Source organism: Micromonospora sp. WMMD558, from assembly GCF_049315255.1.
GTDB lineage: Bacteria > Actinomycetota > Actinomycetes > Mycobacteriales > Micromonosporaceae > Micromonospora.
Genome location: NZ_CP186061.1, coordinates 4,294,252 through 4,310,108, shown reverse-complemented (window position 1 = coordinate 4,310,108; position 15,857 = coordinate 4,294,252). Strand labels below are relative to the sequence as shown.

18 protein-coding genes and 1 riboswitch are annotated in these 15,857 nt (G+C 73.4%); of the genes, 10 read left to right on the top strand and 8 right to left on the bottom strand.

Annotation, left to right across the window (positions count from 1 at the left end; all coding sequences use genetic code 11):
* Positions 1–285 precede the first annotated feature (285 nt).
* Positions 286–415, bottom strand: a riboswitch (cobalamin riboswitch).
* A 90-nt stretch (positions 416–505) separates the two neighbouring features.
* On the top strand, positions 506–1,243 hold the full coding sequence (locus tag ACN26Y_RS20550) for an MBL fold metallo-hydrolase (protein ID WP_422733307.1): 738 nt from the start codon (positions 506–508) through the stop codon (positions 1,241–1,243).
* 27 nt (positions 1,244–1,270) lie between these two features.
* On the opposite strand, the gene ACN26Y_RS20545 is transcribed toward ACN26Y_RS20550, so the two are convergent.
* Positions 1,271–1,612, bottom strand: coding sequence for a hypothetical protein (locus ACN26Y_RS20545; RefSeq protein WP_155331861.1), 342 nt, complete (start codon positions 1,610–1,612; stop codon positions 1,271–1,273).
* Between the two features lie 108 nt (positions 1,613–1,720).
* Here ACN26Y_RS20545 and ACN26Y_RS20540 point away from each other — a divergent pair, with 108 nt between their 5' ends.
* On the top strand, positions 1,721–2,434 hold the full coding sequence (locus ACN26Y_RS20540) for a hypothetical protein (protein ID WP_422733306.1): 714 nt from the start codon (positions 1,721–1,723) through the stop codon (positions 2,432–2,434).
* Between the two features lie 92 nt (positions 2,435–2,526).
* Here ACN26Y_RS20540 and ACN26Y_RS20535 read toward each other — a convergent pair whose 3' ends face one another.
* Positions 2,527–3,744, bottom strand: a complete 1,218-nt coding sequence (locus tag ACN26Y_RS20535) for an MFS transporter (protein ID WP_155331859.1) — start codon at positions 3,742–3,744, stop codon at positions 2,527–2,529.
* Between the two features lie 172 nt (positions 3,745–3,916).
* Here ACN26Y_RS20535 and ACN26Y_RS20530 point away from each other — a divergent pair, with 172 nt between their 5' ends.
* Positions 3,917–4,618 (top strand): alpha/beta hydrolase, encoded by a 702-nt coding sequence (locus tag ACN26Y_RS20530; RefSeq protein ID WP_422733305.1) that lies wholly within the window; start codon positions 3,917–3,919, stop codon positions 4,616–4,618.
* Between the two features lie 27 nt (positions 4,619–4,645).
* Here the strand turns inward: ACN26Y_RS20530 and ACN26Y_RS20525 are convergent, their stop codons facing one another.
* Positions 4,646–5,629 (bottom strand): NAD(P)-dependent alcohol dehydrogenase, encoded by a 984-nt coding sequence (locus ACN26Y_RS20525; RefSeq protein WP_155331858.1) that lies wholly within the window; start codon positions 5,627–5,629, stop codon positions 4,646–4,648.
* A gap of 112 nt (positions 5,630–5,741) precedes the next feature.
* On the opposite strand from ACN26Y_RS20525, the gene ACN26Y_RS20520 reads away from it, so the two are divergent.
* A complete protein-coding gene (locus tag ACN26Y_RS20520) occupies positions 5,742–6,458 on the top strand; it encodes a TetR/AcrR family transcriptional regulator (RefSeq protein WP_155331857.1) in 717 nt (238 codons plus the stop codon).
* Positions 6,459–6,572: 114 nt separating this feature from the next.
* Here the strand turns inward: ACN26Y_RS20520 and ACN26Y_RS20515 are convergent, their stop codons facing one another.
* A complete protein-coding gene (locus ACN26Y_RS20515; RefSeq protein WP_422733304.1) occupies positions 6,573–7,754 on the bottom strand; it encodes a low temperature requirement protein A in 1,182 nt (393 codons plus the stop codon).
* 69 nt (positions 7,755–7,823) lie between these two features.
* Positions 7,824–8,156, bottom strand: a complete 333-nt coding sequence (locus ACN26Y_RS20510) for a nuclear transport factor 2 family protein (RefSeq protein ID WP_422733303.1) — start codon at positions 8,154–8,156, stop codon at positions 7,824–7,826.
* A 110-nt stretch (positions 8,157–8,266) separates the two neighbouring features.
* Between ACN26Y_RS20510 and ACN26Y_RS20505 the strand changes: the two genes are divergently transcribed.
* Positions 8,267–8,770: a winged helix-turn-helix transcriptional regulator gene (locus ACN26Y_RS20505; protein ID WP_155331854.1), complete on the top strand. Its 504-nt coding sequence runs from the start codon at positions 8,267–8,269 to the stop codon at positions 8,768–8,770.
* Positions 8,771–8,860: 90 nt separating this feature from the next.
* Here the strand turns inward: ACN26Y_RS20505 and ACN26Y_RS20500 are convergent, their stop codons facing one another.
* Positions 8,861–9,685 (bottom strand): NmrA family NAD(P)-binding protein, encoded by an 825-nt coding sequence (locus ACN26Y_RS20500; RefSeq protein ID WP_422733302.1) that lies wholly within the window; start codon positions 9,683–9,685, stop codon positions 8,861–8,863.
* Positions 9,686–9,765: 80 nt separating this feature from the next.
* On the opposite strand from ACN26Y_RS20500, the gene ACN26Y_RS20495 reads away from it, so the two are divergent.
* Together ACN26Y_RS20495 and ACN26Y_RS20490 are read left to right on the top strand one after the other, a co-directional pair.
* Complete coding sequence (locus ACN26Y_RS20495; protein ID WP_422733301.1) at positions 9,766–10,704, top strand: AraC family transcriptional regulator; 939 nt, start codon at positions 9,766–9,768, stop codon at positions 10,702–10,704.
* A gap of 5 nt (positions 10,705–10,709) precedes the next feature.
* On the top strand, positions 10,710–11,864 hold the full coding sequence (locus ACN26Y_RS20490) for an FAD-dependent monooxygenase (protein WP_422733300.1): 1,155 nt from the start codon (positions 10,710–10,712) through the stop codon (positions 11,862–11,864).
* Positions 11,865–11,955: 91 nt separating this feature from the next.
* Here ACN26Y_RS20490 and ACN26Y_RS20485 read toward each other — a convergent pair whose 3' ends face one another.
* Positions 11,956–12,396, bottom strand: a complete 441-nt coding sequence (locus ACN26Y_RS20485) for an NUDIX domain-containing protein (RefSeq protein ID WP_422733299.1) — start codon at positions 12,394–12,396, stop codon at positions 11,956–11,958.
* A gap of 125 nt (positions 12,397–12,521) precedes the next feature.
* Here ACN26Y_RS20485 and ACN26Y_RS20480 point away from each other — a divergent pair, with 125 nt between their 5' ends.
* The 3 genes from ACN26Y_RS20480 to ACN26Y_RS20470 all read left to right on the top strand — a co-directional run bounded on the left by ACN26Y_RS20480 (position 12,522) and on the right by ACN26Y_RS20470 (position 14,741).
* A complete protein-coding gene (locus tag ACN26Y_RS20480) occupies positions 12,522–13,130 on the top strand; it encodes a glycine zipper family protein (RefSeq protein WP_422733298.1) in 609 nt (202 codons plus the stop codon).
* Positions 13,131–13,162: 32 nt separating this feature from the next.
* Positions 13,163–13,900 (top strand): HD domain-containing protein, encoded by a 738-nt coding sequence (locus tag ACN26Y_RS20475; RefSeq protein WP_155331849.1) that lies wholly within the window; start codon positions 13,163–13,165, stop codon positions 13,898–13,900.
* A gap of 121 nt (positions 13,901–14,021) precedes the next feature.
* Positions 14,022–14,741: a hypothetical protein gene (locus ACN26Y_RS20470; RefSeq protein WP_155331848.1), complete on the top strand. Its 720-nt coding sequence runs from the start codon at positions 14,022–14,024 to the stop codon at positions 14,739–14,741.
* A 126-nt stretch (positions 14,742–14,867) separates the two neighbouring features.
* Here the strand turns inward: ACN26Y_RS20470 and ACN26Y_RS20465 are convergent, their stop codons facing one another.
* Complete coding sequence (locus ACN26Y_RS20465; protein ID WP_422733297.1) at positions 14,868–15,800, bottom strand: HNH endonuclease; 933 nt, start codon at positions 15,798–15,800, stop codon at positions 14,868–14,870.
* Positions 15,801–15,857: the final 57 nt, after the last annotated feature.

The window sequence follows — 15,857 nt, the reverse complement described above, 5'->3', positions numbered from 1 at the left end:
CAGCGGATGCGGTGGGCCGGCGCGCGGCGCGACGGTGCGCCGGGGCCGGCGGCGAGCGGGCTCGTCAGGCGCGTGGTCGGCGCCGACCGGCCCGGCCGGTCAGGGCGAAGCGACCGGCCGGGCCGGTCGGGGCGACGCGTGCGGAGCGGCTGGGCGTCCGGGCGGGGCGGCGGCGGGCGCGTCGGCACGCGCGGAACGGATACGACGATCGTCGTCGATGGCGGGGACGCTGCGCGTCATCGGGTCCTCCTCGGGTGTCCACGCCCTGGGGTGCACCGACGGCCGAAGTATCCTGGCTCCCGGATCGACGCTCACCCCCGGCCTTCCAACCGCGCACGCGCGGCCGTGACTCGCGAGGGGGGATCGCTCCCCGGTGACAGTGGCGGGACCGCGCCGGAATCGCACCGGCTTCCTTCACTGCCGTCCGGCCGCGAATGCTGCCACACCTCCGACGGCCGGTCAACGCGGCCCACACGTGCCCGACGGTCCAGCTAGGATCGGTGTGATGGCGGACACCGACGGGGCGGCGAGCCCCGCCATCGAGTTCCATCACGTCGCCGGTCGGGTGTGGGCGACCCCTTTCGACCCGGATCCGGCCTGGGTCCGGCCCTCCGTCGCACTGGTCGCGGACGAGCGCGGCAGCGTGCTGGTCGACGCGGGCCAGAGCCCGGCGCACGCCGCCGAGATCCAGGTGGCGCTGCGGGCCGCCGGGCTCCCGGAGCCACGCTGGCTGGTCTACACCCACCACCACTGGGACCACGTGTGGGGCGCCTGCGCCTGGCCCGGCGTGGAGATCGTCGGCCACGTCACCGGCGCCGACCTGCTGCGCGCCGAGGCGGCCCGCCCGTGGAGCACCCGCTACCTGCGGGAGCAGGTCCGCGCCAACCCGCGGCTCGGGCCGAGCTTCCGGGCCCGGGCGCTCGCCGTGGACTGCTGGGACGACTTCGCGGTCCGGCCGCCCACGCGGACGTTCACCGACGGGCTGGACCTGCCCACCGGCGTCCTGGTCCGGCACGTCGGCGGCCACCACGCCCCCGACTCGACCGTGGTGGTCGACCCGGCCTCGGGCGTGCTGCTCCTCGGCGACAGCTGGTACCCGCCGCCGCTGCACCTGCGCTCGCCCGACGACGGGCCGGACCTGGCCCTGGTCCGCCGCCTGCTCACCGACGACGTCGGCTGGTACGTCTCCAGCCACAGCCCGACGATGACCCTCGACGAAGCGCGCGCCGCCGTCGCGGGGTGAGCGCCGGCGGGGCCGGCAGGACAGGCCCTAGCGGGCACGGCGCTCCGGGTGGGCCCGGTTCCAGGCCCGCATGCGCTCCGGGTACCCGGTCTTCGCGGCCTCGTACAACGGCAGGGCGAGCCGGTTCGCGAGGGCCGCCGCCACCCGGGGCGACCCGGTCCGGCGACGGATCCACTCACCGTCGTGGGCGATCGCCACCACCGTCGTGTTCGTCGCGGTCGTCTCCGGTTCCAGGTAGAACTCCACCCCGGTCCGGCTGGCCACGAACGCCTCCAGCGCCGCCAGATCCTCGCGGGTGGCCTCCCGGTCGAGCTTCGTCGCCGGTCCCTCGGACCCCCGGGTACGCGACCGCCGGCTGAACCAGCCCATGTGCGGCTCCCTCCCTCGGCGAACCTCCAGTTCAGCACGGTTTTCTGGCAGTCTCCTGCGAGCCCGGTGTGAGCCCCCTGGGCTAGGGCCTGGGCTAGGCTCGCGCGGATGCGCGAAGCGACCATGGACGCGGCACGGGACAACGCCGCCTGGTGCGACCTGGTGTGCCGCACCCACGGCCTGACCGGGGTGACCGACGCGGACGCCTGGTCGGTGCCGCGCCGCTCGCCGACCTGGTACCCGGACGCGGTCACCCTCCGCCCCGGGGTCGACGCCGCGACGCTGCTCGGCCGCATCGACGCCGGCCCGGGCGCGTCGGTCAAGGACAGCTTCGCCGATCTCGACCTCGCCCGGTTCGGCTTCCGGGTCCTGTTCGACGCGCACTGGATCCACCGACCGGCCGCCGCCGTCCACCGCCCGCCCGCCGCGCCGACGGCCGGCGCCGCCTCCGCTCCGCGGGTTCCCGCGGCACGGCCGGGCTCGCCGCTGACCCGGGTCACCACACCCGGGGGATTGGCCGGGTGGGCGGAGGCGCACGGCGGCGGGCCGCTGTTCCGCCCCGCCCTGCTCGGTGACCCGCGGGTCACCGTCCTGGCCCGCGTCGACGCGGGCGTGGTCGCCGGCGGCGCGGTCCTGCACCACGGTGGACGGGCGGTGGGCGTCTCCAACGTCTTCGCCCGCGCCGTCCCGCCGGAGGAGGTCTGGGCGGGCCTGCCGGGCAGCGCCGCACTGGTCGGCTACGAGTCGGGCGACGACCTGGCCGTCGCGCGATCGGTCGGCTTCCGCCCGGCGGGCCCACTGCGGGTCTGGCTGCGCGACTGACGCCGGCCCGGGCCGGGTCCGGCCGCACGACCGGGCCCGGCGCTCACCGCGACGGACGTCGGTCTCCGCGGCCGGACCGGGCTCGTCGGCCGTCAGTCGGCGGGTCGGCGGGTCACCGGCACCAGCGCGAGGGTCGGCAGCAGCAGGATCGGCACGACGAGCAGGGCGCGCAGCGTACCGACCCGGTCGCCGAGCAGGCCCAGCAGCGGCGGGCCGGCGAGGAAGGCGGTGTAGCCGATCACGGCGACCACGCTCACCCGGGCGGGGGCGCGGTCCTCCTCGTCGGCCGCCGCGCTCATCCCCACCGGGAAGCCGAGCGACGCGCCGAGCCCCCAGAGCGCCACGCCCACGACGGCCACCGGCCCGGAGCCGCCGAGCACCGCGATGCCCGCGCCGAGCACGGCGAGCAGGATCGTCGCGGTCAGCACGCGTACCCGGCCCCACCGGTCGAGGGCGAGGGTGCCGAGGGTACGGCCGAGCGTCATGCCCACGACGAACACCCCGAACACGGCGGCGCCGGCCGCCTCGCTGAGGTCGTACCCGTCGACGAAGGCGACCGCGACCCAGTCGTTGGCGCTGCCCTCGGCGAACGCCATGACCAGCACGAACAGTCCGATGAGCAGGGTCCGGGGCTCGCGCCAGGCGGCGAGCAGCGCGCGGCGGCGCGTCGCCGGCGAGGTGGTGTCGGCGGCCGGCGCCGTCTCGGCGGCCGGCAGGAAGGCCCGGGCCCCGAGCACCGTGCCGGCCAGCACCACCACCGCCGTCAGGGCGAGGTGGACGGACACGGGAACGCCGAGCCGGGCGGCTCCGGCGCCGAGCCCGGCCCCGGCCACCGAGCCGAGGCTCCACGCGGCGTGGAACCGGGGCATGATCGTGCGGGCGAGTCGCCGCTCGACCGCCGCGCCCTCGATGTTCATCGCCACGTCGCAGGTGCCGGAGCCGTAGCCGAGGGCGAACAGGCCGATCGCCACGCCGCCCAGCGAGCCGACCGTCCCGGCGCTGACGCCGGCGACCGCCAGGCCGAGCGCGACGAGCAGGGTCGCCAGCACCACCGTCCGGGCGGTGCCGAGGCGCTGGGCGACCAGACCGGACGTGGGCATCGCCAGGATCGCCCCCGCCGACATGGCGAGCAGCAGCAGCCCGAGGCGACCGGCGGTCAGGTCGAGCCCCTCACGGACCGCCGGCACCCGGGCGAACCAGGAGGCGACGGCGAGGCCGTTGAGGGCGAAGACCACCGCGACACCGGTGCGGGCGGCCCGCACCTGGCGGGGGGTGACGGTCGGGCCGGCCGGGGCGGTGACGCTACTCACGAGCGATGATCCTCTCCTGTGGGAGCGTTCTCCGGGAACCCTCTCACAGCCCGCACCGTCATCACCATCGGCCGTGGCGCCCCTTACCATCCTGCGGGACGACGGCCACCGGGTTTACCGGCGGCCAGCCGGGTAACCGGCCACACCACCCGAGGACGAGGGACGGAAGCCCGTGGCCGAACCCGCGACGCCGCACCGGGTGCCGGAGGAGAGCCCCCGGCACGGCCGGCTCACCGCGCGTCCCGGTCCACCGTCGGTGCGGGCCGCCACCGGGCTGGTTCCGTTGACCGACGCCGCGGGCGACCCCCTCGCCATGGTGTACGCCCCGGAGCCGGCGGACGGCCGGCCGTACCGCCTGGTCCTGCTGCTGCACGGGGCCGGCGGCTCGACCCGGCAGGGCCTCGACCTGCTGCTCCCGGTCGCCGACACGCACCGCCTCCTGCTGGTCGCCCCGCAGGCCGCCGCCAGCAGCTGGGACCTGATCGTGGAGGGCTTCGGCGTCGACGTCCGCCGCATCGACACGCTGCTCACCAGCGTGTTCGCCGGCCACCCCGTCGACCGGGTGGCGTTCGGCGGGTTCTCCGACGGCGCCTCGTACGCCCTCTCCCTGGGCCTGACCAACGGCGACCTGGTCGACGCGGTGGTGGCCTTCTCCCCCGGCTTCGCCGCGCCGCTGGTCACGCACGGCCGGCCGCGGGTGTACGTCTCGCACGGCGTCGCCGACCCGGTCCTGCCGGTCGAGGCGTGCAGCCGGCGGTTGGTGCCCCGGCTGCGCTCGCTGGGCTACGACGTGACCTACCACGAGTTCCCCGACGGGCACGAGGTGCCCGCCGACATCCGGGCCGAGGCCGGTTCCTGGTTGACCGGTGCCTAGCTGTTCGGCCCGGAGCGGTCGGGCACGTCAGACGGTGATGACCACCTTCGCCCGCGCGTGCTCACCTTCGAGGTAGCGGAGGGCCTCGGGCACCTCGTGGAGCGGATAGGTCCGGTCGATGACCGGGGTGAGGCGGCCGGCTTCGGCGTAAGCGCGGAGCGTGTCGAGATGCTGCCGGCCGGGTGCCGTCGTCAGGATGCCGATCCGCTGCCGGACGAAGGGTGCCAGCAGCCGCCCGCGCATGATGAGCCCGATCGGTCCGACGAGGCTGCCGCCGCGGTACACGCCACCGCCGGAGAGCACCAGCGCCCCGGTCGGGGTCAGCGCCCGCCGGAGCGCCGTGAGTGAGCGGTTGCCGACCAGGTCGAACACGACGTCGTGGCGGCGGGTGTCGCGGGTGAAGTCGTCGCGGGTGTAGTCGACGACGTGGTCGGCGCCGAGGGAGCGGACCAGGTCGACGTTGCGGGTGCTGCACACCCCGGTCACGGTCGCGCCGAGCACCTTGGCCAGTTGGACGGCGAGGGTGCCGACGCCGCCGGAGGCGCCGTTGATGAGAACGCGGTGGCCCGGCCCGACCTGCCCGACGTCGCGCAGGCCCAGGAGCGCGGTGGTGCCGGCCAGCGGCAGGGCGGCCGCCTGCTGCGGCGTCAGGTTCGCCGGCCTCGCCGCCAACAGAGTCGCGGGTACCCGGACGTACTCGGCGAACGCGCCGTTGGCATCTCCGAGGTCGCCGAAGACGGCATCGTCCGGGCGCACGTCCCGAACGTCGGTTCCCACGGCCTCGACCCGGCCGGCGAAGTCCCGGCCACGGACGCGCGCCCGGGGCCGTGACCGGCCCAGCGCCAACCGCGCCAGCCGCGGATCGCCACGCATGACGTGCCAGTCGTACGCGTTGAGCGCGGCGGCCTCCACCCGCACGAGCACCTCGTCGGCGGCCGGCACCGGCACGTCGACGTCCGCGAGCGTGAGCGTCTCCGGCGGGCCGTACCGGTCCTGGACGATCGCCTTCATGTCTCCCCTCCCCTGGTGTACGGCGTACACCTTCCATCAGACACGGTAGGTGTACGCCGTACACCCGTCAAGGGGATTAGTGTTCAACCGCCGACGGGAGACGAGGAACGAGATGGCTGAGCAGGCTGAGACGCTGCGCCGGACGCCGCTGAGCCGGGACCGGATCCTGCACGCCGCCGTCGCGCTCGCCGACGAGGCCGGGATCGAGTCCCTCAGCATGCGCAACCTCGCACAGGAGCTGGGCGTCGTGCCGATGGCCCTCTACAAGCACGTGGCCAACAAGGACGAACTGCTCGACGGCATGATCGACGTGGTCGTCGGCGAGATCGACCCGCTCGTGCCCGACACCGACTGGAAGCACACCGTCCGCCGGCGCATCCTCTCGGCGCGGCAGGCGCTACGGCGCCACCCCTGGGCGCCGCTCGCCATCGAGTCGCGGAACATGGCGACGCCGGCCATCCTGGCCTACCTCGACTCGATGGTCGGGACGTTCCGGGCCGGCGGCTTCTCCGCCGACCTCGCGCACCACGTGATGCACGCGATGGGCAGCCGGATCCTGGGCTTCAGCCAGGAGCTGTTCGACGCCGCCCGCGACGCCGGCCGGTCCGGCACGACCAACCCGGACCCGCCGGCGGCCCTGCCGCCGGAGATCGCGGCCCGGTTCCCGCACCTCGCGGAGATCGCCGGGGCGGCGTCCCACGACGGCGCGTCCGTCGTCGGGTCGGGTTGCGACGACCAGTTCGAGTTCGAGTTCGCCCTGGACCTGCTGCTGGACGGCATCGAACGGCTGCACCGGCAGGGCTGGACCTCGGCACGCCGACGCCGGTGAGACCGCCGGCCCTCCCCGGAGCCCGGTGGTCCCGGCACTGGCGGCCCAAACCAGAAGATCCGGCGCCGGCACTCATCGTCGGCGGGAAACCGATCCCGCGACACGCCCGGTTGGCTAGTGCGGTGGTGACGGCGCCTCGGGCGGGCGCCCTCGGGCGCGGATCGCATCGGCTACGGCGATCCCGGCCAGGACAAGGACCGGCGCGATGGCGACGGCCATCGGCGGCAGGAGGGTCACGGCCGGTGCGATCGCCGCCAGCAGGAGCACCCCGATCACGCGAGATCGGGACACTCGGCCGAACACCCCGTACTCGAACATGCCCCGGCCGGCAAGAAACAGTGCGGGCCCGGCGAGCATGACGGCGATCCAGGCCGGCTGTGCATGTCCGAACGGGTGCTCGATGACAAGCTCGACGCCGACGGCGATGGCCACGATGCCCGCGATCATCGTCAGGTGGGCGTACAGCGACCAGATGAGGGCGCGGACCGGATCGGAAGCGGCGGCGAGCGCCTGCGCCAACAGCGCGCCAGCACGGTGGATGTAGATCCACCACAGCAACGCCGTAGTGGCGAACGCGACCACGCCCGCGGCAACCCGGTCGAACTCGAGGCTGCTGCGACTCAGGGCCAGCCCCGTGACCAGGATGGGTTCGCCGAGCGCGATGATGAAGATCTGCCGGTAGCGTTCGGCCTGATGCGCGCCGGAGATCGCATATTCGGCTACCCGCATGTACGCACGCCCCAGCCGCGGCGTGGGGACGCCGAGTGCGAGGGCGATGGCCTCCGCCGCCACCGCCAGCACCCACAGCACCTCACGTGTCGTACCCGGCACGAGCGCGCCCGCGATCCACGGCACCGCGGACACGCCGGACCAGAACAGTGACCGCGCGAAAGCGACCCCCGCCTCGTGGCCCCGCAGCAGGAGCACGACGACGGCGGTGCGACCGACCTGAGTGACGACGTAGGCACCGGCGAAGAACAGGCCCTGCTCGCCGAACGCCTCAGGCAACGCGGCAGCCATCACCAGGGTGCCGAACATCGTCGCCACGACCAGCACCTGGATCACCCGGTGCTCAGAGTCCAACCTGTCCGTGAACCCGGCCGTATGGATCCACACCAACCACAGGGCGAGCAGCAGTACCAGTGTCTGAAGGGCACCGTTCCAGGTCAGATCTTCCAGCAGCTTGTGTGAGAGCGACACGAGCGCGAAAACGAACACCAGGTCGAAGAACAGCTCCAGGAACGTCGCCTGTGGTTCTCCGGGTCGTCGCAGCAGCCCAGCCGCCCCACTCGTCATCCGACCGCCCGTTTCAACCGCTTTGGTCTATCTTGCTGGCAGTTGTACCACAGCGGAGTGGCCCCCGAATCAGGGCGCGATGCGGAGCCGACGGATGTGCCGGTCGTCGTAATCCTCGAAGCGGAACCGCAGGCCGGGGACCGGGCTACCGGGAAAGTCTCCGCTGATCGTGGCGGTCACCACCGCACCGGCCGGGGTCTGCTCGACGTCGGTGATCTCGTACGTCACCAGCGGCACCTCGGCGCGCCAGGCGCGGATGGCGTTGACACCGATGTGCGTCCGCCCCTCGTCCTCGACGACGGCGTCGTCGGCGAAGAGCGCGAAGTACGCCTCGGTGTCCGGCTGGGATGCCAGCGCGAAGTACCGACGGATGATCTCGGGCGCGGATGCGACCTGGGGCATCGGGTGATCTCCTGCAGCGCACGACGGACGTCGCGGGGACGCCGTACAGTTGCTTCCGAACTGGAAGTTAGTCGCTTCGACTTTAGCACCTACCCGCCGGAGGGATGTCCGTGGCAGGCAAGATCCGACTTGAGGACCGCGAGTGCCCGCTGTCGAGCGCGCTCGGGCACGTCGGTGAGTGGTGGACGCTGCTGATCCTTCATGACTGCTTCGACGGCTACACCCGCTTCGATCAGTTCCAGGCCAACCTGCAGATCTCGTCGAGCATCCTGACCAGCCGGCTCAAGGCCCTTACCGAGAGTGGCCTGCTCGAGCGGCGCCGGTACCAGACCCGCCCGGACCGCTACGAGTACGTCCTCACCGAGCTCGGCCGCAGCCTCCGACCGGTGGTCATCGCCCTTGCCGCGTGGGGCAACTCCCGGCTGGACCCGGCGCAACGCAGCATGATCCTGGTCGACAGAGAGACCGGCGTCGAGGCCGATCCAGTCATCGTGGACCGGACGACCGGGCGGCGCCTCGACGGTGACGACTTCGTGTTCACCGCCGGCCCCGCCGCCACTCCGACGATGCGCGCCCGCTACACCAGATCACGTGCTGGTGAGCGAACGGTGTGAAGCGAACCTTCACACCGCTCCGAACCCACCCCACCGGATCATCGCCGCCTCCTCACCCCCCCCGGCGGCGAGCGTAACGGCGCAGGCCGGTCAGGGCTTCCACACCCCGGTCACCGCGGTCGCGGCCGCGTAGCCGGCGAAGTCGCGGGCTGGCCGGCCGAGAACCTGTTCGACGCCGTCGGCCACGTGCGCGTTGCGGCCGTCGAGGACCTCCGTGAACAGGTACGTGAGCAGGCCCGCCACCGCACCGGGGACACCCTCGGCGGCGAGCCGCGCCGCGTACGCCTCGGTGGTGACCGTGGTGAAGCGGACGTCGCGGCCGGTCGCGGCGGCGATCCCGGCGACCGCCTCGGCGAAGGTCAGCGCACGCGGTCCGGTGAGCTCGTAGAGCTGGCCGGCGTGCCCGTCCCCGGTGAGCGCGGCGACCGCGACGTCGGCGATGTCGTCGGCGTCGACGAACGGTTCGGGCACGTCCCCGACGGGCAGGGCGACGACCCCGGCCCGCACCGGGTCGACCAGGTGGCTCTCGCTGAAGTTCTGCTGGAACCAGCTGGCCCGCAGCACCGTGCAGGGCACCCCGGCGGCCCGCACGGCCGCCTCGGCGTGTTCGGCCTCCGGCTCGCCGCGGCCGGAGAGCAGGACGATCCGGCGGACATCATGCGCGGCGGCGCGGCGGGCGAACGCGGCGACGACCTCCGCGCCGCCGGGCGCGGCCAGGTCCGGCTGGTACGTCAGGTAGACCGCCCCGACACCGGCGAGGACCGGGTCCCAGCCGGCCGGGTCGGTCCAGTCGAACGACGGGGTGCCGGCGCGGGAGCCGAGCCGGACCGGGACGTCGAGGTCGGCGAGGCGGTGGGCGACGCGGCGGCCGGTCTTGCCGGTACCGCCGAGGACGAGAGTCGGGTTCGTTGTCATGTGGACAGTCAAGCCGCCGGCGGCGAGACGGTGAATGGTCGAGGATCGTGCTGCCATACGCGGGCGTCTACAGTGCGGGGGTGGATCCGCTCACCGGACTGCTCGACGGGCCCCGGGCCCGAGGCGCCTTCCTGCTGCGGTCGATGCTCGACCCGCCGTTCTCGCTGCGCATCGAGGATCGCGCGCCGCTGACCGTGGTGGCTCTGGTCCGCGGCGACGCCTGGCTGGTGCCGGACGACGGGCCGGCGGTCCGGCTGCACCCCGGCGACGTGGCGGTGCTGCGCGGCCCCGACGGCTACCTGGTGGCCGACGACCCAGCCACCCCGCCGCAGGTGGTGATCCACCCCGGGCAGCGGTGCACCACCATCCACGGCGAATCCCTCGCCGAGAGCATGGCGCTCGGCGTGCGGACCTGGGGCACCAGCCCGACCGGCGCGACCGTGCTGCTGACCGGCACCTACCAGCTGCCCGGCGAGCCGGGCCGGCGGCTGCTCACCGCCCTGCCGCCACTGGTCACGGTGAACGGCGACGACTGGCGCAGCCCCCTCGTAGCGCTGCTCGCCGACGAGGTCACCCGCGACGCCCCCGGTCAGGCGGCCGTCCTCGACCGGCTGCTCGACCTGCTGCTGATCGCCGCGCTGCGGCACTGGTTCGCGCGTCCCGGCGCGGCACCCGCCTGGTACGTGGCCGCCGCCGACCCGGTCGTCGGCCCCGCCCTGCGGCTGCTCCAGAACGACCCGGCCCGGCCCTGGACGGTGGCCACCCTCGCCGCCGAGGTGGGCGTATCCCGGGCCGCCCTGGCCCGCCGCTTCACCGACCTCGTCGGCGAGCCGCCGATGACGTACCTGACCGGCTGGCGGCTGGCGCTCGCCGCCGACCTGCTCCGCGAGCCGGACGCCACGCTCGGCGCGGTGGCCCGCCGGGTCGGCTACGGCAGCCCGTTCGCGCTGAGCACCGCCTTCCGGCGGGTCCGGGGCGTGAGCCCGCGCGACCACCGCCTCGCCGCCGTGGAAGGCTGACCGGCATGACGGAGCGGCACGCGGTCGTGGTGGGTGGCGGGATCGGCGGGCTCGCCGCGGCGGTCGCCCTGCACCGGCACGGCTGGCGGGTGAGCGTCCTCGAACGCGCCCCCCAACTGGGCGAGGTGGGCGCCGGGCTGACCCTGATGACGAACGCGCTGCGCGCGCTCGACGCGCTGGGGCTGGGCGACACGATCCGGTCGCAGGGCGTACCGGACACCCCGGGCGGGCTGCGGACGTCGACCGGGCGGTGGCTGTCCCGGGTGGACGCCGCCGAGATGACCCGGCTCCTCGGCACCACCGCGCTCGGCATCCACCGCGCCGAACTGCACCGCGTCCTGCGCGACGCCCTGCCCACCGGCGCCCTGCACACCGGCTCCGAGGTGACCGACGTCGACCCGGACACCGGCGAGGTGTACCTTCGCGGGTCGGCCGGCCTCCGGGCCGACCTGGTGGTCGGTGCCGACGGGCTGCGCAGCGTCCTCCGCGCCCGGCTCTGGCCCACGACGCCTCCGCCGGCGTACGCCGGCACGACCGCCTGGCGCGCGGTGACCACCGTCGCCCGGCCGGTGCCCACCGCGATCAGCTGGGGTCGCGGCACCGAGTTCGGCATGGTGCCGATCGGCGGCGACCGGATCTACTGGTTCGCGGCGGTCACCGCCCCGCCGGGCCTGACGGTCCCGGACGAACTGGCCGCCGTACGGGACCGGTTCGGCGACTGGCACGACCCGATCCCGGCCCTGCTCGCGGCGACACCACCCGAGTCGGTGCTCCGCACCGACCTGTACCACCTCGCCACGCCACTGCCGTCGTACGTGCGCGGCCGGGTGGCGCTGCTCGGCGACGCCGCGCACGCGATGACCCCGAACCTCGGGCAGGGCGCCGGCCAGGCCATCGAGGACGCGGTGGTGCTCGGCGCGGTCTGCGCCGGCGTGCCGGCCACCGGGGTCCCGGAGGCGCTGCGCGCGTACGACCGGCAGCGCCGGCCCCGCAGCCAGGCGATCGCCCGCGCCTCGTACGGGATGGGGCGGTTCGGCCAGCAGCTGCGCAACCCCGCCGCGATCGCGGTGCGCAACACGCTGATGCGGCTGGTCCCCGCCCGGGTGGCGCTACGCAACATGGCCCGGTACGCCGACTGGCACCCGCCGGCGTCCCGCTGACGGCGCGCGCCGCCGGAGGGCCCGGGTCGCCGATACGGCTCGGGTCCGGGCGACTTTCGCCGGTCGGCGGGCCAGCTCCCCCGCGGGCCGGTCAGGAGACGGCCGGCTCCGCGGCGCCGGCGGCCAGATCGGCGTACGCCGTCGAGTCGAGGAATCGCGCCAGCATGTCGGCGGTGCCCGGCGTGTACGGGCGGCCGTCGCGGACCTCGTCGACGGTGAGGAACACGATCGCCGCGCCCTCACCGAGCACCACGTCCTCCTGCCGCGCCCGGGTGGCGCCGCAGAAGTAGTGCTTGGTCAGGCCCCGCTCCGGCAGCTCCTGCCGGCCGAAGAGCCGGAGCGGACCGGCCGGGGACAGCCCGGTCTCCTCGTGCAGCTCCCGCAGGGCCGTCTCCTCGGGGCTCTCCCCCGGCTCACCGTGCCCGCCGGGCAGGCCCCAGGTGTGCGGGTAGTACGGCGCCTCGCCGTCGCGCAGCTGCATCAGCAGCCGGCCACCCGGATCGACCAGCAGCACGCAGGAGATCGGAACCATGCCGGGCAGCGTAACGGGCCCCACCGACGGTGGGGTTCCGGGACGCGGTGCCGAGAACACGACAGACAACGTCTCCCGGTTCCGGTGCCACCATGGACGCAGGTCCCCGATCCGAGGAGCGGGCCATGGTCGCCGGAATCGTCAGCGCGGTCGTGCACGTCGTCGCGGGCGCCACGCTGGGCGCGCTGGTCGCCGGTCCGGTCGGGCTGTCCGCCGGGGCGGTCGCCGGGCTGATCCCGGGTGCCGTGTTCGGCGGGGCGGTCGCGGCCACCGGGGTCTACCCCCGTGGGCCGCGCGGCGTCGCCCTGTTCCTGGTCGACCACACGTGGAGCCTGCCCAACACCGCCCTCGGCGCGGTCTACCTGGCCCTGCACCTGGCCGCCGGGCACACCCTCGACGCGCCGGGCTGCCGGCACGCCTGCCGGGTCAGCGTCGTCCAGGGCGTGTGGCCCCGGTACGCGACCACCCTCGGCACGGTCTGCGCCGGCAGCAACCCGCGCATCCAGCGCCACGAGGACACCCACATCCTCCAGGCGCGCCTGCTCGGCCCGCTCTACCTGCCGCTGGTCGCCGCCAACTACGTGCTGTTCACCGTCCTGCCCGTCTGGTGGCTCTGGCACGACCACGCGGGCGCCCCGATCGACCGGGTCCGCCGGTACTTCGAGGTGGGCGTCTACCCGCACGTCTGGCACGAGGCGCACGCGTACCGCGTCCAGGGCCGGCCACCCCGCTGAGCCCCGTGGCGCGGGTCGGGTAGAAGTGGGTCATGGAGTTCCCCGCGCACCTCGCCACGATGCCGATGCACGCGATCACCGAGATCCACGGCGAGCCGGGCCTGCTCGCCCGGTTCCGGCTGGAGATCCGTGACTTCGCCGAGGCCGAGCGGGCGCGCCTCACCGACGCCCTCGACCTCGCCGCCCACCTGCACCGCGACGACCGGCGGGTCCGCGAGCCGTACCTCAACCACCTGCTGCGGGTCGCCATCCGGATGCTGCACCACTACGAGGTCCGCGACGTCGACGTCATCGTCGCCGGCCTGCTGCACGACACGGTCGAGGACCACCCGGCCGACCTGGCCGCCCTGGGCGGCGGCCGCGCCGGCACCGACGTCCGCGAGGCCGCGCTGGCCACCCTCGCCGACCGGTTCGGCCCGCGCGTCGCGCGCCTCGTCGCCGCCGTCACCAACCCGGTGTACGACCCCACGCGCGACCGTCACGAGCAGTACCGGGAGCACGTGGCGGCCAGCCTCGACCGGGAACCGTGGGCGCGGGTCATCAAGGTCTCCGACTTCACCGACAACGGGGTCGGCGTGATCCACTCGGTCGGGCCGAAGGTGCCGACCTGGGCGGCGAAGTACCGCCCCCTGGTGCCGGTGCTCCGGGACCTGGTGACCCGGCCGGACACGCCGCTGGCACCGCCGGTGAAGCGGCACATCCTCGACCAGCTCGACCTCGCCGAGGAGCGCTTCAGCGCCATCCTCGACGCCCCGGCGCACCCCAACTGACCGGCGGGAGCGGCTCCGGCACTGCGCGGTCGGCTCGGACCCCACGCGACCGGTGAAGCTGCCTATGCTCTGCGGGGTTTCCCCTGATCATGGGGGTTGGGGACGAGAGAGAGGCTGAATCATGCGTGTGGCACGCGTACTCGTGCCATTGGCCGTCACGGGCATGGTGCTCGCCGGCTGCGGTGAACCGACCACCGGCGGCGCCACCTGGTCGGCTCCGGCGGACGCCGCGTCCGCGGCCGGCAACGGCGTCGCGGACCTGACGGCAGCGGAGATTCTGAGGAAGACGAACGCCGCCCTCAAGAAGGCCGGATCGTTCCGCGTCGAGGGCCAGCGGAAGGACGGAGGCAGCACGCTGTCCATCGACCTCAAGGTCATGGGCGAGGATCTGGCGGGCACGCTCGGCCTGAACGGCCAGCGCATTCAACTGCTGCTGGTCGGCGGTCAGCCGTACTTCAAGGCCAACGAGACCTTCTGGAAGGAGAGCGGCCCGCGGGGCGAAGGCATGGCCCAGCTGATCGGCGACCGGTGGGTCACGGTGGCCCGGGACGACAAGAACTTCGGCAGCCTCTTCACGATCGCCGAGGATGCCGCGAATCTCGCGCCGGACGGAACGGCCACCAAGGGCGAGGCCAAGACCATCGACGCCGGCCCGGCGATCACCCTCATCGACGAATCCGACCGGAGCACGCTGTACGTGGCGACGACCGGTGAGCCGTACCCGCTGCTCATCGTCGGCCCCGACAACCAGGGCCAGTTGGCTTACAGCGAGTTCGGGAAGTCCTTCCCGGACATCAAGAAGCCGGCCGCGGCCGACGTCATCGACTTCAGCAAGCTCTGATCCGACCGTGACGGAGAGCTGACCGTCACGTTCACCAGTCAGGCCCGTACGCCCCGGCGTACGGGCCTGACGGCGTTCACGGCAAGCCCGTTTTGCAGGGCCGCGAAGGTCAGCCCCGCCGCGTTGTCACGCGGCCTTGAACACGGTGTCAAGGTGCCACTCGAGGAACTCTCGGTTGGGGCGGTCGGCGCGACGCTCCGGAAGGGTGATCAGTTCTCCGGCCTTGGCGTAGAACTGGTCGCCATTGCCGAACTCGCTGCGAAGGCGAGGGCTGACTAGCAACCGGTACCTGGGATCGACGCCGAGGTAGCCGCGGTCGAAGAGGGTGTGCACGTCGGATTTGAGGAGAAGCCCGTTGTCCAAGCGATGTTGACCGCCCTTCGGCAGCGGACGGATGTGCGCCGCCTGTAGCACCGGTGCCACCTTGTTGCCGGTGACAGCGCATCGCCGACCGTAGGCCCCCAGCACGACGGCCTTGAAAGCCTGCTGGCCGAGACGCTGCGGCGCCAACCGAGGATCACCGTACACAGGGCCTGGCCGATGCCACGGCTCACTGAGGTCAAGGTCGACTGCGGTGCCGATGAGACGGTGGATCAGTAGCTGGAAGTAGTCCTGCGTCTGAGGATCCGCAAGGTCGTACGTCTTACCTTGCACGACGTTCGACGCGAGACCTTGTGGCGGCGCCACGGTCGCCTCGTCCGGAAAGTAGGTGACGTCGCGGATGAAGATGCAGCCGATGACCGGATCCTCGTCCGATCCGATCGCCTGTTTACGGTAGCGCCCGACGCTCCTGCGCATGTCCGCCACCGTCGCGGCACCGTTGGCTTCGCCAAGCAGTTCCCAAGCTTCGGAGATGCGAAGTGTTGCGAAGCCGCTGAAGAATCCGCCTCCGATGATGCGGTTCAGCGGGTAGTGCGCCTTGAAGAAAAATGGTTCACCAATTGTCAAGGCACGGAAGGCGCCCCCGGACGGTCGCCAGAAGTTGATTTCGTTCAGATGTGGCCGCGCCGCCAGAAAGCGGTACCACCTCTCGTCGGTCACACCAACGTAAGCCCGCACGGGATGATCGTGCCCCTACGTCGATCTTCTCGCCACCGGCTGATCGGCCGAGGCGTT